20 protein-coding genes and 2 pseudogenes are annotated in these 25727 nt (G+C 62.3%); 8 read left to right on the forward strand and 14 right to left on the reverse strand.

Going from position 1 to position 25727, the window contains the following annotated elements; genetic code table 11:
• Positions 1 to 23 precede the first annotated feature (23 nt).
• The 3 genes from BVH06_RS00895 (at position 24) to BVH06_RS25015 (ending at position 5214) form a co-directional block, all read left to right on the forward strand.
• On the forward strand, positions 24 to 2642 hold the full coding sequence (locus BVH06_RS00895) for a fimbria/pilus outer membrane usher protein (protein ID WP_083651802.1): 2619 nt from the start codon (positions 24 to 26) through the stop codon (positions 2640 to 2642).
• The gene (locus BVH06_RS25010) at positions 2632 to 3756 is read left to right on the forward strand and encodes a fimbrial protein (protein WP_139315526.1); all 1125 of its coding nucleotides are present in this window, start codon (positions 2632 to 2634) and stop codon (positions 3754 to 3756) included. Before BVH06_RS00895 ends, BVH06_RS25010 begins: the two co-directional genes overlap by 11 nt.
• 492 nt (positions 3757 to 4248) lie before the next feature.
• Positions 4249 to 5214 carry a fimbrial protein gene (locus BVH06_RS25015; protein WP_168172871.1) on the forward strand — a complete coding sequence of 322 codons (966 nt, stop codon included), beginning with the start codon at positions 4249 to 4251 and terminating at the stop codon, positions 5212 to 5214.
• Between the two features lie 158 nt (positions 5215 to 5372).
• Here BVH06_RS25015 and BVH06_RS00910 read toward each other — a convergent pair whose 3' ends face one another.
• From BVH06_RS00910 to BVH06_RS00945, 8 genes and pseudogenes are all read right to left on the reverse strand, one after another.
• On the reverse strand, positions 5373 to 6023 hold the full coding sequence (locus tag BVH06_RS00910) for a methionine ABC transporter permease (protein ID WP_168172872.1): 651 nt from the start codon (positions 6021 to 6023) through the stop codon (positions 5373 to 5375).
• Positions 6007 to 7047, reverse strand: a pseudogene (locus tag BVH06_RS00915) (methionine ABC transporter ATP-binding protein); the annotation flags it as partial. The pseudogene BVH06_RS00915 and the gene BVH06_RS00910, both read right to left, overlap by 17 nt.
• Before the next feature lie 55 nt (positions 7048 to 7102).
• Entirely contained in the window at positions 7103 to 7897 is a 795-nt protein-coding gene (locus tag BVH06_RS00920; protein ID WP_075930144.1) for a MetQ/NlpA family ABC transporter substrate-binding protein, read from the reverse strand.
• Between the two features lie 18 nt (positions 7898 to 7915).
• A complete protein-coding gene (locus BVH06_RS00925) occupies positions 7916 to 9334 on the reverse strand; it encodes an LLM class flavin-dependent oxidoreductase (protein ID WP_075932861.1) in 1419 nt (472 codons plus the stop codon).
• Positions 9334 to 10533 carry an SfnB family sulfur acquisition oxidoreductase gene (locus BVH06_RS00930; RefSeq protein WP_075932862.1) on the reverse strand — a complete coding sequence of 400 codons (1200 nt, stop codon included), beginning with the start codon at positions 10531 to 10533 and terminating at the stop codon, positions 9334 to 9336. The genes BVH06_RS00925 and BVH06_RS00930 overlap by 1 nt, the downstream gene beginning before the upstream one ends.
• A 4-nt stretch (positions 10534 to 10537) precedes the next feature.
• A complete protein-coding gene (locus tag BVH06_RS00935) occupies positions 10538 to 11782 on the reverse strand; it encodes an SfnB family sulfur acquisition oxidoreductase (RefSeq protein WP_075930147.1) in 1245 nt (414 codons plus the stop codon).
• A gap of 109 nt (positions 11783 to 11891) precedes the next feature.
• A complete protein-coding gene (locus BVH06_RS00940; RefSeq protein ID WP_075930148.1) occupies positions 11892 to 13121 on the reverse strand; it encodes an acyl-CoA dehydrogenase family protein in 1230 nt (409 codons plus the stop codon).
• Positions 13118 to 14080 carry an aliphatic sulfonate ABC transporter substrate-binding protein gene (locus BVH06_RS00945; protein WP_075932863.1) on the reverse strand — a complete coding sequence of 321 codons (963 nt, stop codon included), beginning with the start codon at positions 14078 to 14080 and terminating at the stop codon, positions 13118 to 13120. Before BVH06_RS00945 ends, BVH06_RS00940 begins: the two co-directional genes overlap by 4 nt.
• Before the next feature lie 371 nt (positions 14081 to 14451).
• Here BVH06_RS00945 and BVH06_RS00950 point away from each other — a divergent pair, with 371 nt between their 5' ends.
• From BVH06_RS00950 to BVH06_RS00965, 4 genes are all read left to right on the forward strand, one after another.
• Positions 14452 to 15768: an OprD family porin gene (locus BVH06_RS00950; RefSeq protein ID WP_075932864.1), complete on the forward strand. Its 1317-nt coding sequence runs from the start codon at positions 14452 to 14454 to the stop codon at positions 15766 to 15768.
• A 68-nt stretch (positions 15769 to 15836) separates the two neighbouring features.
• A complete protein-coding gene (locus tag BVH06_RS00955) occupies positions 15837 to 16829 on the forward strand; it encodes an aliphatic sulfonate ABC transporter substrate-binding protein (RefSeq protein ID WP_075930151.1) in 993 nt (330 codons plus the stop codon).
• A gap of 2 nt (positions 16830 to 16831) precedes the next feature.
• Positions 16832 to 17653: an ABC transporter permease gene (locus BVH06_RS00960; RefSeq protein WP_075930998.1), complete on the forward strand. Its 822-nt coding sequence runs from the start codon at positions 16832 to 16834 to the stop codon at positions 17651 to 17653.
• Complete coding sequence (locus tag BVH06_RS00965) at positions 17650 to 18381, forward strand: ABC transporter ATP-binding protein (RefSeq protein WP_075932865.1); 732 nt, start codon at positions 17650 to 17652, stop codon at positions 18379 to 18381. Before BVH06_RS00960 ends, BVH06_RS00965 begins: the two co-directional genes overlap by 4 nt.
• 217 nt (positions 18382 to 18598) lie before the next feature.
• On the opposite strand, the gene sseA is transcribed toward BVH06_RS00965, so the two are convergent.
• The gene (gene sseA / locus BVH06_RS00970; RefSeq protein ID WP_075932866.1) at positions 18599 to 19450 is read right to left on the reverse strand and encodes a 3-mercaptopyruvate sulfurtransferase; all 852 of its coding nucleotides are present in this window, start codon (positions 19448 to 19450) and stop codon (positions 18599 to 18601) included.
• A 110-nt stretch (positions 19451 to 19560) separates the two neighbouring features.
• Positions 19561 to 19839 carry a peptidylprolyl isomerase gene (locus BVH06_RS00975; RefSeq protein WP_013791549.1) on the reverse strand — a complete coding sequence of 93 codons (279 nt, stop codon included), beginning with the start codon at positions 19837 to 19839 and terminating at the stop codon, positions 19561 to 19563.
• Positions 19840 to 19982: 143 nt separating this feature from the next.
• Between BVH06_RS00975 and BVH06_RS00980 the strand changes: the two are divergent.
• A pseudogene (locus BVH06_RS00980) lies at positions 19983 to 21186 on the forward strand (PilT/PilU family type 4a pilus ATPase).
• A gap of 46 nt (positions 21187 to 21232) precedes the next feature.
• Here the strand turns inward: BVH06_RS00980 and BVH06_RS00985 are convergent.
• The 4 genes from BVH06_RS00985 to BVH06_RS01000 all read right to left on the reverse strand — a co-directional run bounded on the left by BVH06_RS00985 (position 21233) and on the right by BVH06_RS01000 (position 25690).
• Positions 21233 to 21757 (reverse strand): thioredoxin family protein, encoded by a 525-nt coding sequence (locus BVH06_RS00985; RefSeq protein WP_075932867.1) that lies wholly within the window; start codon positions 21755 to 21757, stop codon positions 21233 to 21235.
• A gap of 301 nt (positions 21758 to 22058) precedes the next feature.
• The gene (locus BVH06_RS00990) at positions 22059 to 22775 is read right to left on the reverse strand and encodes an ABC transporter substrate-binding protein (protein WP_168172873.1); all 717 of its coding nucleotides are present in this window, start codon (positions 22773 to 22775) and stop codon (positions 22059 to 22061) included.
• Positions 22776 to 22917: 142 nt separating this feature from the next.
• Positions 22918 to 24873 carry an acetoacetate--CoA ligase gene (locus BVH06_RS00995; RefSeq protein ID WP_075932869.1) on the reverse strand — a complete coding sequence of 652 codons (1956 nt, stop codon included), beginning with the start codon at positions 24871 to 24873 and terminating at the stop codon, positions 22918 to 22920.
• 46 nt (positions 24874 to 24919) lie between these two features.
• Entirely contained in the window at positions 24920 to 25690 is a 771-nt protein-coding gene (locus BVH06_RS01000) for a 3-hydroxybutyrate dehydrogenase (RefSeq protein WP_075932870.1), read from the reverse strand.
• Positions 25691 to 25727 lie beyond the last annotated feature (37 nt).

The following is a 25727-nucleotide window of genomic DNA, read 5'->3' on the forward strand; positions in this document are numbered from 1 at the left end:
CTGCAGTCATCTCCAGGATTTCTATGAATGAATTATCGAATGTGTCAGGTTCACGACGCATAGTTCGCAGTGTCTATCGTTTAGGTTTTTCATTGCTATCGATTGTCGCCAGTCAATATGCGAATGCCAGGGAAAACCACGAATTCGAAGAGTCATTTCTGCAGGGCGGAGTTGGCGCCAGCGAGCTTGCGAAATTTTCAAGAGGCCATTTGGTCGAGCCGGGAACTTATTCGTTGGACATTGTTGCCAACGACATAGCGATTGGCCGCGACATGGTCGATTTTTACTTGCTACCGGGCGAAGAGAGTGCAACACCGTGTCTGACTTATGAATTACTGGGGCGCATCGGTGTGGACGTGCTCAAACTTCCGAGCATTGCTCCGGGGGGGCAGCAGTCCTGTGTCGATCTCGAAGCCAGCGTTGACCTGGCCAGTGTGTACTATGATAGCGCTGAGCATCGGCTGAATATTAGCGTGCCACAGGCTTATTTACGCCGTAATGTCCAGGGATATGTCGATCCCTCCCAATGGGACAGGGGCGTTACCGCTGGGCTCCTAAATTACAACTACAACAGTTTCTACAGCAGTCGGCAGCGAAGCGGCACACAAAATTACCTTGGTTTGACAGCTGGCTTCAACCTGGGGGATTGGCGTCTGCGCTCGATTTCCTCGTATGAGCGGAACGATGACGATAGCCGCTGGCAAAATCGCCAACTGTATGCCCAGCGAGATATAAAGGCGCTCAAATCCCAATTGACGCTTGGTGATCTATCGAGCAACGGTAATTTGTTCGACTCGTTTTCCCTGCGCGGTGCACAACTTTCAAGTGATGATCGGATGCTGCCGGATTCCCTCAGCGGCTATGCTCCCGTGGTTCGCGGGCAGGCAAATAGCAACGCCAAGGTGACGGTTACGCAGAATGGCTACACCATCTACGAGACGAACGTGGCGCCTGGGCCCTTTGAAATCAAGGACCTCTATCCGTCTGGTTACGGCGGCGACCTAAACGTGGAGGTCACCGAGGCCGACGGCCAAGTTCGCAAATTTTCAGTACCTTACTCTTCGGTCGTTCGTCTACTGCGACCAGGGGCCTACCGCTATAGCGCAGCGATAGGACAGTATCGTGATGGGTTCGATACCAAATCAGATCAACCAGTGGGGCAATTCACCTACGAGCACGGGTTGAGCAACATGTTCACCGCCTACGCCGGATTGCAAGCCACCCGCGGCTATCATTCGCCGATGATCGGAACGGCCATGAACACGCCTGTCGGTGCATTCGGCCTTGATGTCGCCCATGCGACCACCAAACTTCCCTCGCATTCGACTGCTGGTGCTGGAACGCAGACAGGAAAGAGCGCACGCCTGTCATTCAGTAAGACACTACCAGAGACTGGTAGTACCGTTTCGATTGCAGCCTACCGCTATTCCACCAGTGGCTTTTACAACCTTTCAGATGCCGTATTGGCGATGAACGACGAACGCAGGAGATTCTCCGTCGATACGCGCTCCGATGGTGAAAGCGAGGCCAGCTATTCATTGGACAGATACAAGGATTGGGACTTTCAGTTAAAGCGCCAGCGCAGCACCATGCAATTGACGCTGAACCAATCCCTGGGCGACAAGGGATCGATTTTCATGACTGGAATTCGGCGCAACTACTGGGGCCATTCAAAACCTTCCACGCAGTACCAGCTGGGCTACAACGGGAGCCTTCGCCATTTGAGCTATTCGGTGTCGGCTATGCGTTCCACCGACTCCCAAGGCAAGGGCAATAACGAGGTTTATGCAACGCTCTCGATCCCGATCGGCGGTCGTACGACTGCCTCCTCCACTGCCAGTTTCAGCGACAAAGGATCAACGGTTCGAGGCGTTCTGAATGGAACGGCAGGTGCGAATAACCAATATACATGGGGCACCAGCGCAACCAAGGATCACAATGACAACGGTGCTGTTGGCGCACATGGGAGTTACCGGGGCTCCAATGGCATGCTCAACGCTTCACTGGGGCGTGGTGAGGACTATCGACAGGCTTCTTTAGGGGTTAGCGGTTCTGTTGTAGGGCATTCTGGCGGCATCACGCTGGGTCAGCCCGTCAGTGAAACGCTGGCAATCATCGAGGTGCCGGGAGCGCAGGGGGCCTCGGTAGTCTCTCAAAATGGTGTGAAAGTCGATGGCCGAGGCTATGCGGTCGTGCCTTATCTGACACCCTACCGTCGCAATAGAGTCGAAATCGATCCCAAAGGGACTTCCTCCTATGTGGAGTTGAGATCGACCAGTAAAGAGTTGGTGCCTACAGCGGGTGCCATCGTAGTCAAGAAATTTGAAACGGTCAGCGGTCAGGCAGCCGTTATCGACTTGCAACTTCCGAAAGGTGTTTCAGTACCCTTTGGTACTCAAGTATCGACGGTTGAAGGCACCAGCGTCGGGGTTGTCGGACAGGGCAGCAGGGTGATCGCTCGTGGCCTCGACGGCAGTGGGTCGCTGATCATCAGGTGGGGGGAGTCTGCCGATCAGCAATGTCAGGTTTTCTATACCTTGGCACCACCAAAGAAAAATGTAAGCCGAACTCGTTTCGAACACCTCAGCGCGCCCTGCACACCGCCGCGTACAGAAATGCCTGTTGCGATGAGTGAGCATTGAAACACATGGGTATCGGATTAAATGGAATTCTCGCGTTTCGAAATCGGCATCGGGTTATGCCGCGGACGTGAAGTGGGAGATTAGAAGCTTGCATTATTTAAAATTAGTTTGTCGCGCGTTTTTCGGCGTGTTGGAAATCAAGACTCGCTTGAGTATTCTGCTTGGTGGCAGTGCGATGCTTTCGTTGATGTCGTTCACACAATCTGCCTCTGCTAACTGCATACTCGAGAGTGAAACCTCTTACATAAATGTCACCTTGCCTGATAATTTATCCATCCCAGTCAATGCCCGCTATTCTCCTGGGGATATTCTTTGGGATAGTCAATGGGTTCCGGGCACGTCCAGGCCTCGGAGTCATTGCTTTACAGTGACAGAAGTCCGCTGGCCTCTCGCTCCTTTGCAAGCAACAAGTCTTCCGAATGTCTACCAAACGGCTGTGCAAGGAGTTGGTATTCGGGCTTATGTAAATGAGCTGGGTAGGGTATTAACGCATCCTGCACGTACTGATCGATCCGGTGCTGGGATCGCCTATGGGCCGCAGTCCGGGGCGGGGCGTGTCCAGTTGATCTATACAGGGCCGGTGAGAAGCGGCCAGCTACAACTGCCGGTGATTTTGGGCGCCGAGTATTACGGCGATGCCATGACCGCACAGCTTAGCCTGAACAACAACAACGCATCCGTGACGGCGGGTACTTGCGAAGCCACCACCCCCAATATCAACGTATCCATGCCCGCAGCCTCCACTGAAAGTTTCCCTGCCGTGGGCTCGAGCTATGGTCGCACGCCATTTGTCATTGGAATCAACTGTAATTCGGCAGTTGGACTGAACGTCACGCTCACGGACTCCAGTAATTCCGGTAATGATTCAGACATACTGTCGCTAACTCCCGGATCAAGTGCCAGAGGCATCGGTTATCGGGTAAGACACAATGCGTCGGTGGTTCGTTACGGCCCCGACTCGGCTCTGGCAGGCAATCCGAATCAGATTCATGTTGGCACGGCCTCAGCCGCAGGATATGTATCGATTCCGTTCACCATAGAGTACGTCAGTACCGACACCGTCCGAGCTGGCAGTGCAAACGCAATGGCGACATTCACCATGAGTTATCAATGAACGCCTGGCATCAAGAGACATGTTGTCGTTGAGAAGTTTTTTACAGTGAAGGAGAGCCGGTGTGTAATTTTCAGGATATGCCGAGATCAGCCTCTCACGGTATGCCATCGGTATCAAAGTATTGACTCTCCAAGGTACCGACCTAGGGCCGTGCGGCAGGGTAACAGAATGGTTGCGTGGAGAGTAGTGCTTCTCTGCTCATCAGATGGTGTTGAGTCGGCCGACCAGCAATGTCAGGTTGCGTATGCGCTTGAGTTACCGAAGAAGAATGTAAGCCAGGCTCGCTTTGAGTATTAAATACGCCCGATATACCGCTAGGTGCAGGAATTGCTTTGCCATTAGCGAGTGACGAGCAGTATCAGCCCATAAATATTTCCATGTTTGAAAATAGCAGCCATTGTGCCGCGGGCATGAGGCGAGGGACTCAGGCTTATGCAATTTTCGTATTTAGCGTGTCAGAGATTTTTTGGTGTCTTCAAGGCCAGGAGATGCTTGGAGGTTTTGCTTGGCGGCAGTGTGATTTTTTCAATGATGTTTTTTTCGCAGTCTGTACTTGCCAGATGCATACTCCAAAGTGAAACCTCTTACATAAATGTCACCTTGCCTGATAATTTATCCATCCCAGTCAATGCCCGTTATTCTCCTGGGGATGTTCTTTGGGATAGTCAATGGGTTCCGGGTACTTCCAGGCCCAGGAGCCATTGCTATACCGTGTCCGAGGTCAGATGGTCACTTGCTCCATTGCTGGCGACGAATCTCCCGGATGTCTACCAAACGGCTGTGCCAGGAATTGGCATTCGTGCTTATGTGAATGAGCTGGCTAGAGTATTAACGCATCCTGCACGCACAGTGAGATCTACTGCCAGTACCGCCTATGGCCCACAATCTGGAGCGGGCCGTGTTCAGTTGATCTATACGGGGCCGGTGAGAAGCGGCCAGTTACAACTGCCGGTGATTTTGGGCGCCGAGTACTACGGCGATGCCATGACCGCACAGCTTAGCCTGAACAACAACAACGCATCCGTGACGGCGGGTACTTGCGAAGTCACCACCCCCAATATCAACGTATCCATGCCCGCAGCCTCCACTGAGCGTTTCCCTGCCGTAGGCTCGAGCTATGGTCGCACGCCATTTGTCATTGGAATCAACTGTAATTCGGCAGTTGGGCTGAACGTTACGCTCACGGACTCCAGTAATCCCGGTAATGATTCGGACATACTGTCGTTAACTCCCGGATCGAGTGCCAGAGGCATCGGTTATCGGGTAAGACACAATGCGTCGGTGGTTCGTTATGGCCCCGACTCGGCTCTGGCAGGCAATCCGAATCAGATTCATGTTGGCACGGCCTCAGCCGCAGGATATGTATCGATTCCGTTCACCATAGAGTACGTCAGTACCGACACCGTTCGAGCTGGCAGCGCTAACGCGATGGCAACGTTTACCATGAGTTATCAATAAGACAGCATGGGCAATACAGTTGGTGAACGGCTCACTACGACGCAGTTATTTCGATCCCATAGCAAGATTCGAAAGTCTCCGACAGGCGTTGAGTGAGCAGCCTCGAGCCAAAAAGACGCCGGAAATCCGGGGTTTTCATGTGCAGTGACAACTCCACCTCACCGCTTATTCAGCCGCTGCGCCAATCGATCCCCACCTAACTGAATGAAGCTGACCATCACCACCAGTACGACGATCACCGTCAGCATCACCTGTGTGTCGAAGCGCTGGTAGCCATAGCGATAAGCCAGATCACCCAGGCCGCCTGCGCCAATGGCGCCGGCCATGGCGGAGGAGTTGATCATGGTGACCAGGGTGATGGTGAATCCGCCGACGATGCCGGGCAGGGCCTCGGGCAGCAGTACGTGCCAGACGATATGCCGGCGGCGGCAGCCCATGGCCTGGGCGGCTTCGATCAGACCGTGATCCACTTCGCGCAGGCTGACTTCGGCGATGCGCGCGAAGAACGGTGTAGCGGCGATGGTCAGCGGCACCACGGCGGCCCAGACGCCATAGGTGGTGCCGACCACCAGGCGGGTAAAGGGAATCAGCGCAACCATCAGGATCAGGAACGGGATGGAGCGGAACAGGTTGACGATGGCGCCGAGCACGCGGTTCAGCCGCGGCGCCTCGAAGATGCCGCCGCGGCTGCTGGTGACCAGAAATACCGCCAGCGGGATACCGGCCAGCAGGGCGAGCACGGAGGACACGCCGACCATCAGCAGGGTGTCGAGCAGGCCTTGCCACAGGCGTTCAAACAGCAGCGACATAACCCAGTACCTCCACATGGTCGGCCAGCGCGCGGGCGTTTTCGATCAGCGCTGCATGGCCGAGAGCTGACGGGCCTACGGACAGGATCAGGTGGCCCACGGCGTGACCCTGAATCTGTTCCAGGCTGGCGTCGAGCAAGGTGGCGCGGCCGCCCAGGGCCGCGCCCAGTGCCGGCAAATCCGGCTCGAGGCCCGTACCGGCGAAGTGCAGGCGCAGCACCAGGTCGTCGCGCTCGCCGGGTGAGTCGTGCAGACGCTGTTGCAAGCTCGCCGGCAGGGCATGTTGCAGCGGTGCCAGCAGGGTGCGGGTGACCTCGTGGCGTGGCGCGCCGAATACCTGCCAGACCGGGCCTTGTTCCACCACCTCACCGCGTTCCAGCACCACCACGCGGTCGCAGATCTCGCGAATCACCGCCATCTCGTGAGTGATCAGCACCACGGTCAGGCCCAGGCGCCGGTTGATCTCGCGCAGCAGGCCGAGGATCGCCTGGGTCGTTTCCGGATCCAGAGCGCTGGTGGCTTCGTCGCAGAGCAGAACCTGCGGGTCGTGCACCAGGGCGCGGGCGATGCCCACGCGTTGCTTCTGTCCGCCGGAGAGCTGCGCCGGGTAGGCGCCGTGCTTGTCCGCCAGGCCGACCAGTTCGAGCAATTCACGCACCTTGTGCTGGCGGGTTTCGCGCGCCACGCCGGCAACTTTTAGCGGCAGCTCGACGTTCTGCCAAACGGTCTTGGCGGACATCAGGTTGAAATGTTGGAAGATCATGCCGATGCGCCGGCGCAGCGCCACCAGGGCGTCATCGTCATAGTCGGCGATGTCGCTGCCATCGATCAGCACGCGGCCGCTACTAGGTCGCTCCAGGCGATTGATGGTGCGCAGCAGCGACGATTTGCCCGCGCCGCTGCGGCCGATGATGCCGAACACTTCGCCGCGCTCGATCGACAGCTCGATGTCATGCAGCGCATGCACCGGGCCCTGGGCGCCCTCGTAGGTCTTGCCCAGCCGCTCGAAGCGCAGGTGCGCCTGAGCGATGCGGCTGGCTGCGGCGGCTTGCTGCAGGTGGGGATCGAAGCCGCTCATGTCAGCTCTCCCAGCCGGCCTGGTAGAGGTTGCCGTGTGCCTTGTCGAGCGCAGCGCGCACTGCTGGTGAGTGCTGGTAGATATCGATGAACTTGAGCAGTCGCGCGTCCTGCGCCTTCGCCGGTTGGGCGACGAACTGGATGATGTACTCGGGATGGTCGACGCCATCGAACAGCAGGGCCGAGGCCGGATCGAAGGTCTTGGCCAGGCGAATGTAGGCCGGATAGCCCTGCACCAGATCGACCTCGTCATAGGCGCGCACCAACTGCACGGCTTCCAGTTCGATGATGCGGATGTTCTTCGGGTTGGCGGTGATGTCCTGCTGGGTCGCCTTGTAGCCGACACCGGGCTTGAGTTCGATCAGCCCGGCCTTTTGCAGCAGTTGCAGGCCGCGCCCGCCATTGACCGGGTCGTTGGCGATGGCCACTTTGGCACCATCCGGGAGGCTGGCGAAATCCTTGTGTTGCTTGGAGTAGAGGCCGACGTTGTTGATCACCCCGCGCGCCACTGGCACCAGGTCGTAACCGCCCTCGGCCTTGGCGTTTTCCAGAAAGGGAATGTGCTGGAAGTAGTTCACGTCGATGTCGCCATTGGCGAGGCTGACGTTGGGGGCGATCCAGTCGGTGAACTCGATCAGCTCCACCTCCAGCCCCTGTTTCCTGGCTTCGGCCACGGCCACTTCCAGCGGTGGGGCGAATGCCGCGGTGGTGCCCAGCTTGAGAGCGGGCTCGGCCTGGGCCAGGGTGCTGGCCGTGAACAGAGCGACGAGGGTCAGGGTTTTCAACGGTTTGAGCATGGCGGCGTCCTTGTGGGGTCAGAGCAGGTTCAGCGCATTGGCGCTGAGGTTTCGCAGTTCATGGGGGATGGCGTTGGCGTGTTGCAGGCGGGCAGGGTCGCGCCAGGCGGCAGCCGGATGATCGGCCGGCAGCCTGGGACCCTGGCCGAACAGCTTGTGGCGCAGGGCTCCCTGGGCGTAGGCGGTCTTGTAGCGGCCGCGCTGTTGCAGCTCGGGAATCACCAGGTCGATGAAGTCGGCGTAGCTTTGCGGGGTAACGATGCGCGTGAGGTTGAAACCGTCCAGGCCGGTGGCGTCGATCCAATCGACCAATTGATCGGCCACTTGGCCGGGCGAGCCGACCAGCACTGGATAGCGGCCGCCCAGGGCGTGCTGTTCCAGCAGGCGACGCTTGGTCCAGCCGGTGAAGGTCTTGACTACCGATTCGATGGCGTTGGTCTTGCGCGCCATGATCGGTTCGTCGAGGCCAAAGGCCGCCAGGTCGATACCGGTTGAGCTGGAGAAGTGGGCGATGCCGGCTTCCGGGCTGGCGTAGCGCAGGTACTCGGCGTGCTTGTCGCGGGCCTCGGCTTGGGTGGGCGCGACGATCACGGCGATGCCCATGAACACCTTGATCGCGTCGCCCTTGCGCCCGGCCGCCACGGCGCTGGCCCGCACCTGCTCGACCTGGGCGCGCACCGCCTCGACGCCATTACCGCCAATGAACACGCATTCGGCGTGCTGGCCGGCGAAGCGCGAGCCGCGTGCTGACGAACCGGCCTGGAACAGCAGCGGCGTACGCTGTGGCGAAGGCTGGCTGAGGTGGTAACCCTCGACCTGATAGAACTCGCCGTGGTGGCGCACCTTGTGCACCTTGCCGGGCTGGGCGTAGACACGTTGCTGGCGGTCGGCGAGCACGGCGTCGTCCTGCCAGCTGCCTTCGAGCAGCTTGTAGAGCACCTCCAGATATTCGTCGGCCTGGTCGTAGCGGCGGTCGTGCTCGACCTGCTGGCTCAGACCCATGGCCTTGGCCGCGCTTTCCAGGTAGCCGGTGACGATGTTCCAGCCGATGCGGCCATTGCTCAGATGATCGAGGGTGGAGAGCCTGCGGGCGAAGGTGTACGGCGCCTCGTAGCTGAGGTTGGCAGTAACCCCAAAGCCGAGGTGCTGCGTGACGCCGGCCATGGCGGAGACCAGCAGCAGCGGGTCGTTGACCGGCAGCTGGATGGCCTCCTGCAGCGGCAAGTCGATGCCGTTCTGGTACACGTCGTAAACGCCGAGGATGTCGGCGATAAACAGACCGTCGAACAGCCCGCGCTCCAGCAGTTGGGCCAGATCGGTCCAGTAGCTCAGCTGGTTGAAGTTAACCGACTGATCGTCGGGGTGCGTCCACAGGCCGTGATGGATGTGCCCGACGCAGTTCATGTTGAAGGCGTTGAGAAGAATCTGTTTGCTCATCAGATGGTCCCCCGACGCGGCGGTAGGCGATCGTTGAGGTAGAAGTCGCCCACGGCGTGGTACTTCCAGCGCACCGGGTCGTGCAGGGTGTGGGTGCGGGCGTTGCGCCAGTGGCGGTCGAGGCCGTGTTCGGCCAGGGTGGCGCGACTACCAGCCAGTTCCAGCAGCTTGCTGCCGAGCAGCAGCGAGGTTTCCGTGCTGATGGCTCGGGCCTCGGCTACGGCAATCGATGCGGCGGCCACGCTGTCGGCATCTGGCGCGGCCTGGGCGTGGTCGACGAATTCGCCGGCCCGCTCCAGTAGCGCTTCGGTTGCGGCCAGGCGCACGCGCAGCTTGCCGATTTCCTGCTGGGTCAGTGGGTCTTCACTGGCCTTTTCGATGCCGGCGTCGATCCACGGCCGCGACTTGTGCCGCACGAACTGCAGTAGGTCCTCGTAGGCGCCACGGGCGATGCCGGTGTCGATGGCGGCGTGCAGCAGTTGGGCGAAGGGGCCGACCGTGGTCGGGCGCTCGAAGGCACTCTGGAATGGCAGCACGTCATCGGTGTCCACCGCCACGCCGTCGAACACCACGCTGCCGCTGCCGGTGGTGCGCTGGCCGAAACCGCTCCAGTCGTCGATCACCTGCAGGCCGCTGGCGTGGCTCGGCACGAAGGCGAGAAAGCCGATGCCGTTTTCATCGATGGCTAGGGTCGGGATGCGTTGAGCGAATAGGGCGCCGGTGCAGTAGAACTTGCGCCCGTCGATGCGGTAACCATCGGCGATGCGGGTCAGGCGGGTGGTGCGGTCCAGCGCCGTTTTGGTGCCCAGTTCGGCCAGGGCATTGCCAAAGCGCTCGCCGGCCAGCACCTCGGCATACAAGCGGCGCTGCTGCGCCTGGCTGCCGTTTACCCGCAGCACTTCCAAGGCGTAGAAATGGTTTTGCGGAATCTGCCCGAGCGAGCCGTCGGCCTGGGCGATACGGGCGATGACCTTGGCGATGGTGACGCTAGCCAGGCCCGGCCCGCCAAAGGCGGTGGGCACGCTGATGCCCCACAGGCCGGAGTGAGAGAACTGCGCCAGTTCGGCGTGGGGTAACTGCCGATCGCGGTCACGCTCGGCGGCACCGTCGGCGAAGCGCTCGGCCAGGCGCTCGGCGACGGCAAGGGCTTGGGCGTCGTCGCGCAGTAGCGGCACGCCAGGTTGGGTGTGGGCGTTCATGGGCTCAAATCCAGGAGTGGCGGTTGGGGCGGGTGCCGTTGAGGTGCCAAGCGCCGATGGCGTGGTACTTCCAGCGCACCGGGTCGTGCAGGGTGTGAGTGCGGGCGTTACGCCAATGGCGGTCGAGGCCGAACTCGGCCAGGGTGGCGCGGCTGCCCGCTAGCTCCAGCAGCTTTTCGCTGGCCTGCAGGCTGAGCTCGGTGCTCAGCGCCTTGGCTTCGGCCACGGCGATGGAGGCCCGCGCCGCGCCGTCGGCATCGATAGGCGCGGCGGCCACTTCATCGAGCACCCGGCCGGCCTTGTGCAGCAGCGCTTGCGCGGCGTGCAGTTCGATGTGCAGGCGACCGACGTCGGCGATCACGTACGGGTCGTCACCGGCGCGCTCGACCTTGGCATCGATCCATGGCCGGGATTTTTCGCGCACGAAGGCAATGGCGTCGCGCACCGCGCCATCGGCAATCCCGAGATCGATGGCCGCCTGAATCAGCTGGGAAAACGCGCCCTGGATGCTTGGCTTGTCGGCCAAAGGCCACAGCGGCACGAGGTCGTTCTCATCGACTTCTACCTCATTGAGCAGCACGGTGCCGCTGGCGGTGGTGCGCTGGCCGAAGCCGGACCAGTCGTTGACGATACGCAGGCCCGGCCGGCCGCGCTGGATGAAGGCCAGCCACGGGCGGCCCTGATCATCCAGCGCCTTGGCGGTGACCCAGTGGGCGAACAGGGCGCCGGTGGAGTAGAACTTCTCGCCACTGAGCAGCCAGCGCCCGTCGCGCTGGATCAGGCGTGCGCGCAGATCCAGGGTGTGCTTGCTGCCACGCTCCGGGCCGCCGTTGCCGATGCGCCAGCCGGCCAACACGCTGGCGAACAGGCGCCGCTGTTGCGCTGGGTTGGCAGCAGCGTGCAGCAGGCCGAGCAGGCCGAAGTGGTTTTGCGGAATTTGCCCGAGCGCCGGGTCGACGGCGCTGATGATGCGAAACACCTCGGCGATGGTCACGTACGACAGCTGAGGGCCACCGAAGACGCGCGGCACGGCGATGCTGCCCAGGCCACTGGCGGTGAAACGCTCAACCAGCTCCCACGGCAGGCGCCGCTCACGGTCACGCTGGATGGCGCCGGCTTCGGCGGCGTTGGCCAGGGCGTGTGCGGCCTCCAACGCGTCGGCGTCGCTGGACAGAATGGCGGCGGGGTGTAGCGGTGGGGCGACGTCCTGATCGGATGCGCTGTCCTCAAGGGTAATCGGACGTGTCATGTGAACCTCATCGTGTGGATGTACCGCAGGAGCGCGGGGATGGGCGCGCCACGGCGAGAAAGCTAGGCTCCGGTGGCCCGCTGGCGGACAGCGTGCGTAACGAGCACGATCAGCTGTAAAGCGAGGGTTGCGGGCCCTGGCCGCTGAGCAGCCAGTGACCGAGGTCGCGTACCTTGTAGTCGATGGGATCGTGCAGGCTGTGCACCCGCACGTTGCGCCAGAAGCGATCGAAGCCGTATCGCGAGCTGGTGGCGCGGGCGCCCATGTTCTCGAAGATCTGGCTGGTGATATCCAGGGCAGCACGTACTGCCACCACCTTGGCCTCGCTGATGGCCAGAGCGACCTCAGCGCGCTCGGCGGCGGTAAGTGCGGATTTTTCCCAGGCGCTCTGCAAGCGTTGTGCGGCTTGTTCGGCCAACGGAAGTGCGGCGCGATAACGCAACCACAGCTCGCCGTAGCGGTGCTGGATGAATGGGTCATCGCTGGCCTGGGCCACGCCGGAGGCCGGCCAGGCGCGGCTCTGTTCGCGGGTGTAGCGCAGCGCGGCGTCCAGCGCGCCCTGGGCGTTGCCCAAGTAGAGCTGGGTGAGGATCAGCTGTGACAGGCACGAGCGCAGGGTGGTGCGCGGGCTGGGGCCGACGGGGCCGAGCAACTCGCTGCTGTCCACGAACACCTGCTCGAACTGCACGGTGCCGCTGTCGGTCTGGCGCTGGCCGAAGCCGTCCCAGTCCTGATTCACCGCCAGGCCTTCGCGCTGGCTGGGCAATACGATGAACACCCGATCATCGGGTTTCTTGCTGCGCTGCACGCCAATTACCAGGGCATCGGCGCCCAGGGCGCCGGAGCAGAACGACTTGCTGCCATTGAGTTCGAAGTGCTCCTCGCGCTGGGTAAGATGCAACCCCACGTCGCGGCCATTGGTGGCGTTGCCCCAGAACCAGTTGTCCTGCGCGGTGCGGGTCAGCCATTGACGCTGCTGCTCGGGGCTGCCGAACAGCTGGATGGTCGCCACCTGCAAATGCTGGAAGGCGAACAGGTGGGCGAGCGAGCTGTCGGCGGCGGCGAGGTAGCGCACGATGCGATAGATCTCCGGCCAGGCCACGCCCTGGCCGCCGTACTGCTGCGGCACGGCGAGGGTCAGCAGACCGCTGCCCCGCAGCAGATCGCGTTCGGCCTGCGCGCTGCCGCCGGCACGGTCGCGCTCCACGACGCTGGCGGCCAACTGCCGTGCCAGGTGTTCGACCGTGGTGCTGCGGCTGCCGAAATCCGCCGGGAACAGATGCGCGGCGAACAGCGGTTCTTCCGGCTGGCGGGAATGAGCGAGTGCCTGGCTGATCATGGTGCCGGGCTCCAGATGTTCACCTGGCGGGCGTCCACAGCCTTGGGTAGCAGCCCGGCCGCGAGGAAGGCATCGGCGATCTTCTGTTGCTCGGCAAGGCTGTCAGGCTTGACCAGACGTACCTGATAGCTGCGTTTGGCATTGGCCTTCTCGACGATGGCGGGAGCCAGGTTGCCCCACAGCGGGCCCAGCACCTCGGCGCCTTGGCTCGGGTTGGCGCGCAGCCAGTCGCCGGTCTTCACCAGTTCGGCGAAGACGATCTGCAGCACCTGCGGATGATTCCTGGCGAAGCTGGCGCTGGTCAGGTAATAGCGTTGGTAGTCGGCCAGGCCTTCGCCATCCGCGAGGATGCGTGTGGGCAGTTGCTGCTGGGCACCACTGAGAAAGGGCTCCCAGGTCACCCAGGCATCGACCTTGCGATTCTCGAAAGCGGCGCGTCCGTCGGCGGGTGTCAGGTAGGCCGGCTCGATGTCGCTGAACTTCAGGCCTGCCTTGGCGAGCGCGGCGATCAGCAGATAGTGCACGCCGGCAGCCTTGGTGACGGCGACCTTCTTGCCCTTGAGGTCGGCCAGGCTCTTGATCGGTGAATCCTCGCGCACCACGATGGCCTGGGCGTGAGGCGAGGGTGCCTCCTGGGCGAAGTAGGCGAGGTCGGCGCCGGCTGCTTGAGCGAACACCGGCACGGTGTCGGCGACATCCGCGGACAGGTCGATATTGCCCACATTGAGCGATTCGAGCAGCGGCTGACCGCTGGGGAACTCGTGCCAGCTGATGGTGACGCCCTGATCGGCCAGCGCCTTTTCCAGGGTGCCCTGGCTCTTCAGCAGACTGATCAGGGTCGATGATTTCTGATAGCCGATGCGCAGTTGTTCAGCCGCATTGGCAAGCGGCGCAGCAGCCAGGCCGAGAACCAGTAACAAGGCAGTGATGGGGCGGTGCAGGGTGTGCGGCAATGACATGGCAGGACCTCGACAAAAACGCGTGGCGGCCATGCAGGGGACGATCACACGTACTTCATGAATGAGCGATAGAAGTCCGGTGGTCCGGTGTCGAGAAGCTAATCGATATAAAAAGTGATTAATAAATAATTTCTAGATATTAGCTTAGGTCGATGAACTCGCTGGCTTGATATGCAAAATAGTTACTACAAAGTGAAAAATAATTCTTTTTAGGGATTACCAAAGCTCTCGTAAATTAGCCACCAGCCGACAGCGGACCACCGCATCGGGCCCGAACCAGGGGCTCTCTGCCAACGTCTTCGTGTCGGTGATGTCGAGCCCCTGTGCCGTGCCCGCTCATAACAGCACACCCTTGCACTGGAGCATCGAGCATGAACAAGTCCACCCTGGCATTGGCCGTCGCCCTGGCCGCTCTGGCCACCGAAGCGAGCGCCGCTGGCTTCATCGAAGACAGCAAGGCCAGCATCGGCCTGCGCAATTTCTACTACGACCTCAACACCAAGAACACCGCCAACAACAATGGCGAGGCGCAGGAGTGGGGGCAGGGTTTCATTTTCAACTACGCCTCCGGGTTCACCCAGGGCACCGTCGGCTTTGGCGTTGATGCCATCGGCCTGCTCGGCGTGAAACTCGATTCCGGTGGCCGGGCTGGCAAGGCCGGCCGTGATCGCACTCCAGGCCAGCTGTTCCCGCTCGATAGCGACGGCAGCGCGGTGGACGACTACAGCAAGGCCGGCGTGACCGCCAAACTGCGGCTGTCCAAGACCGAGGCGCGTATCGGCACGCTGCAGCCCAAGCTGCCGGTGGTGACCTTCAACGATGGTCGTCTGCTGCCGCAGACCTTCGAAGGCGGGCAGGTGACCTCCAGCGAGATCGACGGCCTGACCCTGACCGCCGGCCAATTGGAAAGCACCAAGACCCGCAGCTCCACCGACGACATCGGCCTGCGTATCGCTGGCGCCTCAGGCGAGGCCGACACCAACAAGTTCTATTTCGCCGGCGGCGACTGGAAAGCCACCAAGGACCTGACGCTGCAGTACTACTACGGCAATCTGGAGGATTTCTACAAACAGCACTTCCTCGGCCTGGTACACAACTGGGCCATCGGGCCGGGTTCGCTGAAGAGCGACCTGCGTTACTTCGACAGCAATTCCGATGGCAAGAACGGCAGCGCAGCGGGGCGCGCCCAGGGTTACACCAGCACCGGCTACTACGGCAACGGCGTGACCGCCGGCGAGGTGGACAATCAGACCTGGAGCGCCTTGTTCACCTACACCCTGGGCGGCCATTCCGCCGGCCTGGGTTACCAGCAGGTCGAAGGTGACAGCGCCTTCCCGTTCCTCAACCAGGGTGGCGGCTCGTCGTCCTACCTGATCACCGATCGGCAGATCGGCAAGTTCGCCAGTGCCGGAGAGCGCACCTGGGTGGCCGAATACGCCTACGACTTCGCCAAGCTGGGCGTGCCGGGCCTGAAGGCCAGCGTCGCCTATCTCAAGGGTGACAACGTCGATTCCGTCAGCGGTGACCTCAAAGAGTGGGAGCGTGACCTGCGCCTGGATTACACCCTGCTCGACGGGCCACTCAAGGGCCTGGGCGTGTCCTGGCGTAATGCGACCCAGCGCGGCAACGTCGCCACCGATGCCGACGAGAATCGTCTGATTCTAAGCTACACCCTGACGCTGCTGTAAGCCGCCCGTAATCGCCATGAGCTGGCGGGCGGTATTGGTCCGCCAGCATCGTTCACAAGGACAAGATCATGAAAAAAACCGCTTTGCGTGTCGGGCTCGCCGCCCTGTTCGCTGCCTGGCTGCCCATCGCCGCCTACGCCGCGCCGCCCAGGGAAGTACGCCTGGACTACGCCTATTACGCGCCCACCAGCCTGGTGCTCAAGCAGCAAGGCTTGCTGGAAAAAGCGCTCGAGCCCCAGGGCATCAGCGTCAAATGGGTCTTCAGCCAGGGCAGCAACCGCTCGCTGGAATACCTCAATGGCGGTAGCACCGATTTCGCCTCGACCGCCGGCCTGGCCGCGGTGCTGAGCCGTGCCAATGGCGCGCCGATCAAGACCGTCTACGTGGCCAGCCGCCCGGAATGGACGGCGCTGGTGGTACCCAAGGATTCGCCGATCCAGACCGTGGCTGACCTCAAGGGCAAGAAGGTGGCGGCCACCAAGGGCACCGATCCCTTCCTATTCCTGCTGCAGAGCCTGCAGAAAGCCGGGCTGAACAAGAACGACGTGGAGATCGTCCACCTGCAGCACCCCGATGGCCGCGTGGCCCTGGAGCGTGGCGACGTGCAGGCCTGGGCCGGGCTTGACCCGCTGATGGCGTCGAGCGAGTTGCAGGCCGGTTCGCGCCTGCTGTATCGCAATCGCGATTTCAACAGTTACAGCGTGCTCAGCGTGACCGAAACCTTCGCCAAGCAGCAGCCAGCGTTGATCGAGCAGGTCATCGCCGCCTATGAGCAGGCCCGCCAGTGGGCCATTGCCAACCCGGATGCCTTGGCCCAGTTGCTCGCCGAGGAAGCCAAGCTGCCGCTGGAAGTCGCCAAGCTGCAGCTGTCGCGTACCGACTTCAGCAACTCGCAGCCAGGCGCCGAACACATCAACGCACTGAAGGCGGCGGCGCCGATCCTGCTCGAAGAGGGGCTGGTGCGCCCGGGTACCGACGTCGCCGGGGTGGTCGATCAACTGATCACGCCGCAACTGGCGGCCAAAGTGATCGCTCGCTCCGTGGCCAAGGCAGGTAACTGATGATGAGGGCGCTAGGGCTCGTCATCAGCCGCGGCCTGCCCACCTCTCGGCCCAGGCTGAACGACCTGCGTGGCTGGGTGGTGCCGCTGCTGTTGCTGGCGCTGCTGGAAACCCTGGTGCGCACCGGCGTGCTGCCGAGCCACCAGATGCCGGCGCCCAGTCAAGTGGCCCAAACCCTCTACCTCTTGGCGCAAAGCGGCGAGTTGTGGCGTCATCTCAGTGCCAGCCTGTTGCGGGTCGGGGCCGGCTTCGTGATCGGCGCCGCGCTGGCCATCGTCATCGGCACCTGGGTCGGGCTGAGCCGGCGCGCCGAGGCGTATCTGGAGCCGACCTTCCAGGCGCTGCGGGCGATTCCCAGCCTGGCCTGGGTGCCGTTGTTGCTGCTCTGGCTGGGCATCGACGAAACGCCGAAGATCGTACTGATCGCCCTGGGCGCATTCTTTCCGGTGTACCTGGCGCTGCTGGCCGGTATCCGCAACATCGATCGCAAGTTGGTGGAAGTGGGACAGCTCTACGGCCTGCCGCCACTGACCCTGGTGCGCCGAATTCTCTTGCCGGCTGCGCTGCCAAGCCTGTTCACCGGTCTGCGTGGCGCGCTGAGCCTGAGCTGGATGTTCCTGGTCGCCGCCGAACTGATCGCCGCTACTCGTGGCCTCGGTTATCTGCTCAGCGATGGTCGGGAAACCTCGCGCCCGGATCTGGTGATCGCCGCCATTCTGCTGCTGGCGCTGCTCGGCAAACTCAGCGACAGCCTGCTCAAAGCCTGGGAAAACCGGGCCCTGCGCTGGCGTGACAGCTATCAGGGTGGGGAGGGTGGAGCATGAATACGCTTTTGCAATTACAGAATATTCATAAGGCTTTCGCCGATGTGCGGGTGCTCGAAGACGTCAGCCTGAGCCTCGCTCCCGGCGAAGTGGTCAGCCTGCTCGGCCCCAGTGGCTGCGGCAAGAGCACCTTGCTGCGCATCGCCGCGGGGCTGGATCGTGAATACCAGGGCGATTTGCAACTCGGCGCACACCTGCCGCGCGGGCGCGGCAATGGCATCGGTGTGGTGTTCCAGGAGCCGCGGCTGATGCCCTGGTTGAGCGTGGCCCAGAACGTCGGCTTTGCCGATGGCTGGATCGCCGAGGACAAATGGGTACAACAGCTACTGCGTGACGTCGGCCTGCAGGGGCGCGGTGACGCCTTGCCCAAGCAGTTGTCCGGCGGCCAGGCGCAGCGCGTGGCGATTGCCCGGGCGCTGTACGGCAAACCCCAGGTGCTGCTGCTCGATGAGCCGTTCAGCGCGGTGGATGCCTTCACGCGGATGAAATTGCAGGACCTGGTGGCCGAACTGGCTGCCCGCTACGGGATTGCCGTGCTGCTGGTCACCCATGACCTGGACGAGGCGTTCTACCTGAGCGATCGCGTGCTGATTCTCGGCGGTGCGCCCAGCCGTTTGCAGCGTGAGCTGGCGGTGCAGTTGCCGCGTCCCCGTGATCGACGTTCGCCGCAGCTGGGACAGTTGCGCGGCGAGGCGTTGACGGAGCTGTACCAATCCCATGCGCTATAGCAGCGCAGTATCTGTGGGGAGCGGGCCATGCCCGCGAAAAATCACGGGCATGGCCCGTTCCCACCGGTAAAACAACAATCTCTAATAGCTCGTGTGCATGCCCAGAAAGATCATGAGCAGGTGCTTATGGCCGTGTTGCAGCCAAAGGAAATAAAACCCGGCATGCAGACCCTGAGCAGGCTCCAAGCGCCCGCCGTTGCAGGCGGGCGCTTGGGCATCACACCACGCCAGTGGCCTTCGGCGTATCGGTGCGGCTGCCCCATTCGGTCCAGGAGCCATCGTACAAGGCGCCTTCCGGCAGCCCGGCGACTTCCAGGCCCAGCAGCAGTACCGCTGCGGTTACGCCGCTGCCGCAACTGGTGATCACCGTCTTCTTGCTATCTACACCCGCCTCGGCAAACAGCGCCTGCAGGGCCTGGGGCGGTTGCAGGGTTTGATCGCTGCGCAGCAGGCGGCTGTAGGGCAGGTTGTGGCTGCCTGGGATGTGTCCGCTGGCCACACCCGGACGCGCTTCGGCGGTGCTGCCGTCGAAGCGATTGGCGGCGCGGGCGTCGAGAATCAGCGTATCGTCACGCTCGATTGCCTCCAGCACGTCACCGAGGCCGCGCACCTTGCGGGCGTGCACATTGACCTGAAAACTGCGCTCGCTGGCGGCTGTCGGTTCGCCGCTTTCGGTGGCGCGCTGCTCGGTCAGCCATTTGGGCAAACCGCCATCGAGCACCGCGACCTTCTGGTGGCCGAAGTAACGAAACAGCCACCAGGCGCGGGCGGCGGAAAACAGCCCCTTCTGGTCGTAGACCACCACGCGGGTATCGTTGCCCACGCCTTCGGCGCCGATCAGTCGCGCGAAGCGGCCCTGGGACGGTACGGTGTGGGGCAGCGGGGTATCGGGGTCAGAGAAGGCGTCGATATCGAAGAAGCGGGCGCCGGGAATATGCGCCTTCAAGTACTCGGCGCGGCCATTCTTCGCTTCGTTGGGCAGGTAGGTGCTGGCGTCGAACAGCAGCACGTCCGCAGCATTGCCTTCATTGGCCAGCCAGTCGGTGGTTACCAGGGGTCCAAACGTCATCCTTCTTCTCCTTTCGCAGCGTTGGCGTTCATCCTGCCAGCTTGAAGCGGGCGGCGCAGCCCCTGGCGCCCGCCTGTAGCAGACCGATTGTGCCTATGCATAGAACGCGATCAATCGCGAAAGAACACCTGCACCAGGTGATAGCCGAACTGGCTCTTGATCGGCCCATGCACTTCGCGCAGCGGTTTCTTGAAGATCACCTGATCGATCACGCGCACCATCTGCCCGGGCCGGACTTCGCCCAGGTCGCCGCCTTTCTTGCCGGATGGGCAGGTCGAGTGCTTGCGCGCCAGTACATCGAACGCCTCGCCGCCTGCGATGCGCTTCTTCAGAGCAGCGGCTTCCGCTTCGGTCTTGACCAGGATGTGGCGGGCCATTGCCTTTGCCATGACGGGTTCCTCAATTATTGGGCGCGTATTGTGCCAGTATTCGCGGCGCCAGCTAAATGGCGCCATTTACGTGGCCTGTATGGGCCGTTGTCTTTAATGAATCTTGGCTAACGTAATAGCTTCAGTCGACGGGAACGCTGCTCATGGATCTGCACGCAATGCTGAAAATCCTCTCCAGCCAGGACGGCTCTGACCTGTACCTGTCGACGGGTGCGCCGCCCTGCGCCAAGTTCAACGGCGTACTCAAGGCGCTGAGTAGCGAACCGTTGAAGGCCGGGGCGGTGGCGGAAATCGCTGATGCGGTGATGGATAGCGCCCAGCGCGAGGAATTCGAGCGCGAGCTGGAAATGAACCTGGCGATCTCGCTCAATGGCGTCGGTCGTGTTCGCATCAATATCTTCAAGCAGCGCAACGAGGTGTCCATCGTCGCGCGCAACATCAAGCTCGACATTCCCCGCTTCGAGGACCTGAAACTGCCCGAAGTGCTGCTCAAGACGCTGATGGAGAAACGCGGCCTGGTGCTGTTCGTCGGCGGTACCGGCTCGGGCAAGTTGACGTCGCTGGCTGCACTGATCGACTACCGCAATCGCAACAGCGGCGGCCACATCATCACCATCGAGGATCCGGTGGAATACGTGCACCGGCACAAAAAATCGATCATCAACCAGCGCGAGGTCGGCGTGGACACCCGCAGCTTCCACGCCGCACTGAAGAACACCCTGCGCCAGGCACCAGACGTGATTCTGATCGGCGAGATCCGCGACCGGAAACCATGGAACACGCTCTGGCCTTCGCCGACACCGGGCATCTGGCGATTTCCACCTGCACGCCAACAACGCCAACCAGGCGCTGGACCGCATCATCAACTTCTTCCCCGAAGACCGCCGCCCGCAACTGCTCAACGACCTGGGCAACAACCTCAAGGCGTTCGTTTCCCAGCGCCTGGTCAAGACGGTCGATGGCAAGCGCCGCGCCGCAGTCGAGGTGCTGCTGGGCACGCCGACCATCCGTGACCTGATCAAGCGCAACGAGTTTTCCGAGATCAAGGAGATCATGGAAAAGTCGAAAAACCTTGGCATGCAGACCTTCGACCAGGCGCTGATCGACCTGGTCAACGAAGGCGCCATCGACGAGGAAGAGGCGGTGAAGAATGCCGACTCGGCCAACAACGTGTGCCTCAAGCTCAAGCTGTATCGCGAGAACACCGCCGTCGCGGAGCCTGCTGCTCCCAAGGTTGAGGCGCGCCCGGCCAAATCTGCCGAGCCGGCGGATTGGGGGCTGGAGCTGAAGCTGGAAGACATCGAGGACGACACGCCACCCGAGGACCCGGGCCGCCACGGCATCTGAGCCGAAGGTGCACTGCGGCGCTGCATGCGGCTCCTCAGCTCAGTGCTCAGTGCTCAGTCGTGTTCGGGCTCTCGTGGGCTTCGATGATGGTCAGCAGCTCTGTCAGGGTACTTTGTAGATAACGGCCGGCGCGGTAGTCAGCTTTCACCGCTTCGCCGCCTTCAACTACTGCTTGCGGCTGCTCGACGAAACGGCCGATCGACTCGAGCTTGTCGTCGAGTACCAGCACCAGCGGAATCGAGATGCGCTCAAGATTCAACGGCGTTTTCAACGCGTGCTCGGCGCGGGCCTTGGAGATGATGGCCAGGCTCACCTTGGGCTGCAGACGCTGCAGGTGATCCATCGCTGCCAGATTCAGCTGGCAGTCCGGGCACCACATTTCCCCGGCAGCCAACAGGTAGTAACGGCCCTGTATCGCGGCCAACCGTCGATGCATGTCGGCGCTCAGGGCGTCGGCCCGGAGGAGCAGGGCCTGAGCGGTTCGTACTGTCTCGATTTCGGCAGGCAGCCCGCGGCTGGCGAAGGCCTCGAAACGCTCGCCGATGGCGATAAGGTCCTGATAACTGGGCATGAGGGGCTCCTGTGAGACGGTGCTGCATTCCAGCAGCAAAGCCTGAATGCGGCAACCGACTTAGAATCTGTCACGATCCTTGTGCGCCTGAAGCGGCAACAACAAGGCAGCAGCGGACATCGATGCAGTACCTGTGGGAACGGGCGGGGACGCCTAGTCCATGCCCGCGAAATCACGGGCATGGACTAGGCGTCCCCGCCCGTTCCCACAAGTGGCTGTCGGCCGTCCATTTTCGCCACTTACCTGCCAAAATCAGCGAACCTGGGCTGAAAGACTATCAGCAGATTCTTAAAGGTGGTCCTTAGCGGTCCGGCACGTAGCGTTCGATGATGCGCTGCAGGCTGCCGTCGGCGCGCATGCCTTCGAGGGCGTCGTGGACCGATTGGACCAGGTGCGGGTCGCATTGCAGCGAGCAGGCGATGTACATGTCCAGCGGCGCCAGCAGCGCACTCATCGCCAGCGCCGGGCCGCTGTCCCACTGGTGGCGGCCTTCCAGTTCGGTGGTGAACCAGGCATCCACGCGTCCGCGCCTGACCAGCTGCATCGGCCGGTCGCCCAGTTTCAAGGGATAGAGCTGGTCGCTGGTGAAGCCGGCGCGTCTGAGAATTTCTTCCTGCGCCGAGCCCAGACCGACAGCCACCAGGCGATAACGCTGGCGCGCTTCTTCCAGGCTGGAAACCGGATTGCCGAGGGTGAAGAAGGCGCGATAGAGCGGTTGGATATTGGCGACCCAGGTAAAGTGCTCTTCACGTTCCAGGGTGCGCGAGAGTGGCACGATCATCACGTCACGCGCCTCCTGGGTACGCTTCTGGGCGCGCGGCCAGGGGGCATTCTCAACCACGGCGCGATAGCCCGCTCGTTGCAACGCCATGATGGCGATGTCACCGGTGATGCCATTGCCGTCGTCACCGTGCAGTGCCAATGGCGCGGCATCCGGCATGTACAACTGGATAGCGCGTGGCTCGGCAGCTAGCGAGTAGGGCAGCAGCAATGACAGAAGGCATGCAAGAAGGCGCAACGCGAGCATTCCTTGAGGGGATGTCGCGAGTATAGGAGCTGTCGCGCAGGATATCTGTGAACCGTTGGCAGGGTGGCAGGGAAGCGCTTCATGTTTCAGCCACCGACAAGGTGATCCCCCGGCATGCGCCGGGGGGCGGTCGTTAGCTTTGCAGCGCCGGCAGGTCGCGATACAGCTCCAGCGCCTGGGGATTGGCCAGGGCATCGGTATTCTTCACCGGCTTGCCGTGCACCACGTTGCGCACCGCCAGTTCGACGATCTTGCCGCTGATGGTGCGTGGAATGTCGGCCACCGCAACGATGCGTGCCGGCACGTGACGCGGCGTGGTGTTGGCGCGGATCACCTGGCAGATCCGTTTCTGCAGCGCTTCGTCGAGTGTCACGCCGTCGCGCAGGCGCACGAACAGCACGACGCGTACGTCGCCGTCCCACTCCTGGCCGATGGCGATGGATTCGAGGACCTGCTCGACCTTTTCCACCTGGCGGTAGATCTCGGCGGTGCCGATGCGCACGCCGCCTGGGTTGAGCACGGCGTCGGAGCGGCCATGAATGATCAGCCCGCCGTGGGGCGTTTGTTCGGCGTAGTCACCGTGGGCCCAGACGCCGGGAAAGGTCTCGAAGTAGGCGCTGCGAAACTTCTCGCCGTCGGCGTCGTTCCAGAAGCCGACCGGCATGGAGGTGAAGTGCCTGGCGCAGACCAGCTCGCCTTTTTCGCCGACCACCGCCTTGCCGGCGTCGTCCCACACCTGCACGTCCATGCCCAGGCCCTTGCACTGAATCTCGCCGCGGTACACCGGCGATACCGGGTTGCCGAGGGCGAAGCAGGAGACGATGTCAGTGCCGCCGGAAATGGACGACAAGCAGACATCGGCCTTGATGTCGCGGTACACGTAATCGAAGCTTTCGTGGGCCAGGGGCGAACCGGTGGAGAGAATCGCCTTGAGGCGACTCAGTTCGTGGGTTTCTCGCGGCTTGGCACCGGCCTTTTCCAGGGCGGCGATGAACTTGGCGCTGGTGCCGAACACGCTGATGTGTTCGGCGTCGATCAGGTCGATCAGCCGCGTGGGCTCGGGATGGAACGGCGAGCCGTCGTACAGCACCAGAGTGGCGCCCAGAGCCAGGCCGGAAACCAGCCAGTTCCACATCATCCAGCCGCAGGTGGTGTAGTAGAACAGGGTGTCCTCGGCCGTCACGTCGCTGTGCAGGCCGAGCTCCTTGACGTGCTGCAGCAGCGTGCCGCCAGCGCCATGGACGATGCACTTGGGCACGCCGGTGGTGCCGCTGGAGTAGAGGATATATAGCGGGTGCGCGAACGGCACCGAGGTGAAGGTCGGCTCGCCCTGGGCCTGGTAGAAATCCTCCCAGCAGGCGACCTGCGCCTGGGTCTTGAAGTCTTCGGCCTGGCAACTGGTATTGGCGTAGGGCACCACCACCAACTGCTGCAGGGTCGGCAGGTGGGTGAGAATCTCGTTGAGCTTGCCGGTCAGGTCGAGGTTCTTGCCGGCGTAGCGGTAGCCGGCGCAGGCGATCAGCACCTTGGGTTCGATCTGCCCGAAACGGTCGATCACGCCCTGAGTGCCGAAGTCCGGCGAGCAGCTCGACCAGGTGGCGCCCAGGCTCGCGGTGGCGAGCATGCCGACCAACGTTTGCCAAGTGTTGGGCATAAAGGCCGCGACCCGATCGCCAATGCCCACGCCAGCCGCGCGCAGGCTGCGCTGCAAGCCGGCGACATGGGTGGCCAGTTGTGCGTAACTGAGTTGCTCGCGGCTGCCGTCTTCGCCGATGGCGATGATGGCCGGGTGGTCGTCACGGCGGCGCAGCAGGTGTTCGGCGAAGTTCAGCGTAGCGCCCGGAAACCAGTGGGCGCTGGGCATCGCCGGGCCTTCTTCGAGCACCGCCCGCGGCGCTTGGTCGAAGCGCACGTCGAAGACCTCGACTATGGCCTGCCAGAACGCCTCGCGCTCGCTCACGCTCCAGGCGTGCAGCGCCGGGTAATCGGCTAGTTCCAGGCCATGGCGGCTGTTGACGAAGCGCCGGAAGGCGTCCATCCGGGTGGTGCCGATGCGTGCTGCCGTGGGCGTCCAAAGCGGTTGCTGCATGGGGTTACCTCTTGGTTCTTGTCGTTTTGAGCTGCAGTCTAGCGCGTCACTGCGCCAGCCAACCGCCATCCATGTTCCAGGCTGCGCCGCGCACTTGAGCAGCCGCGTCGCTGCACAGGAACAGCGCCAGCTCGCCGAGCTGCCGGGGTGTGACGAACTCCAGCGAGGGCTGTTTCTCGGCCAGCAGATTGCGCCGTTCACCCTCGCTGTCACCGCTTTCGGCGGCGCGCGCGTCGATCTGCGCCTGCACCAGCGGGGTCAGCACCCAGCCGGGGCAGATGGCGTTGCAGGTGATGCCGGTGGTGGCGGTTTCCAGCGCAACCGATTTGCTCAGGCCGACCAGCCCATGCTTGGCCGCCACGTAAGCGCTCTTGCCGGCGGAGGCGGTCAGGCCGTGGGCCGAGGCGATATTGATGATGCGCCCCCAATTGCGCTGGCGCATGCCGGGCAGCGCCAGGCGGGTGGTGTGGAAGGCCGAGGACAGGTTGATGGCGATGATCGCGTCCCAGCGTTCCGGGGCAAAATCCTCCACCGGCGAGACATGCTGGATGCCGGCGTTGTTGACCAGAATGTCGATGGTGCCGAACTCGCGCTCGGCGTAGGCGATCATTGCCTCGATCTGCTCTGGGTCGCTCATGTCCGCGGGGTGGTGAAGCACCTTGCCGCCAGATGCGGCCACGCTGTCGATGGCCACCTGAGCGTCACCGAAACCATTGAGCAACAGATCGGCGCCGGCTTCGGCCAGCACCTGGGCGATACCCAGGCCGATGCCGCTGGTGGAGCCGGTGACCAGTGCGGTCTTGCCTTTGAGGTTCATAACAACTCCTTACTAGCAGTAAGCATTGCTTCGCTGT

This window comes from Pseudomonas sp. PA27(2017) (assembly GCF_001945445.1).
GTDB lineage: Bacteria > Pseudomonadota > Gammaproteobacteria > Pseudomonadales > Pseudomonadaceae > Aquipseudomonas.

Excerpts from the sequence above, each read along its gene's own strand:
- BVH06_RS00910 (WP_168172872.1), bottom strand. The coding sequence starts at position 6,023 with ATGTCGCTGCTGTTTGAACGCCTGTGGCAAGGCCTGCTCGACACCCTG.
- sseA (WP_075932866.1), bottom strand. The coding sequence starts at position 19,450 with ATGACGTTTGGACCCCTGGTAACCACCGACTGGCTGGCCAATGAAGGC.
- BVH06_RS00955 (WP_075930151.1), top strand. The coding sequence starts at position 15,837 with ATGAAAAAAACCGCTTTGCGTGTCGGGCTCGCCGCCCTGTTCGCTGCC.
- BVH06_RS00960 (WP_075930998.1), top strand. The coding sequence starts at position 16,832 with ATGAGGGCGCTAGGGCTCGTCATCAGCCGCGGCCTGCCCACCTCTCGG.
- BVH06_RS01000 (WP_075932870.1), bottom strand. The coding sequence starts at position 25,690 with ATGAACCTCAAAGGCAAGACCGCACTGGTCACCGGCTCCACCAGCGGC.
- BVH06_RS00975 (WP_013791549.1), bottom strand. The coding sequence starts at position 19,839 with ATGGCAAAGGCAATGGCCCGCCACATCCTGGTCAAGACCGAAGCGGAA.
- BVH06_RS00895 (WP_083651802.1), top strand. The coding sequence starts at position 24 with ATGAATGAATTATCGAATGTGTCAGGTTCACGACGCATAGTTCGCAGT.
- BVH06_RS00940 (WP_075930148.1), bottom strand. The coding sequence starts at position 13,121 with ATGATCAGCCAGGCACTCGCTCATTCCCGCCAGCCGGAAGAACCGCTG.
- BVH06_RS00945 (WP_075932863.1), bottom strand. The coding sequence starts at position 14,080 with ATGTCATTGCCGCACACCCTGCACCGCCCCATCACTGCCTTGTTACTG.
- BVH06_RS00950 (WP_075932864.1), top strand. The coding sequence starts at position 14,452 with ATGAACAAGTCCACCCTGGCATTGGCCGTCGCCCTGGCCGCTCTGGCC.
- BVH06_RS00965 (WP_075932865.1), top strand. The coding sequence starts at position 17,650 with ATGAATACGCTTTTGCAATTACAGAATATTCATAAGGCTTTCGCCGAT.
- BVH06_RS00985 (WP_075932867.1), bottom strand. The coding sequence starts at position 21,757 with ATGCCCAGTTATCAGGACCTTATCGCCATCGGCGAGCGTTTCGAGGCC.
- BVH06_RS00930 (WP_075932862.1), bottom strand. The coding sequence starts at position 10,533 with ATGAACGCCCACACCCAACCTGGCGTGCCGCTACTGCGCGACGACGCC.
- BVH06_RS00925 (WP_075932861.1), bottom strand. The coding sequence starts at position 9,334 with ATGAGCAAACAGATTCTTCTCAACGCCTTCAACATGAACTGCGTCGGG.
- BVH06_RS00920 (WP_075930144.1), bottom strand. The coding sequence starts at position 7,897 with ATGCTCAAACCGTTGAAAACCCTGACCCTCGTCGCTCTGTTCACGGCC.
- BVH06_RS00935 (WP_075930147.1), bottom strand. The coding sequence starts at position 11,782 with ATGACACGTCCGATTACCCTTGAGGACAGCGCATCCGATCAGGACGTC.
- BVH06_RS00995 (WP_075932869.1), bottom strand. The coding sequence starts at position 24,873 with ATGCAGCAACCGCTTTGGACGCCCACGGCAGCACGCATCGGCACCACC.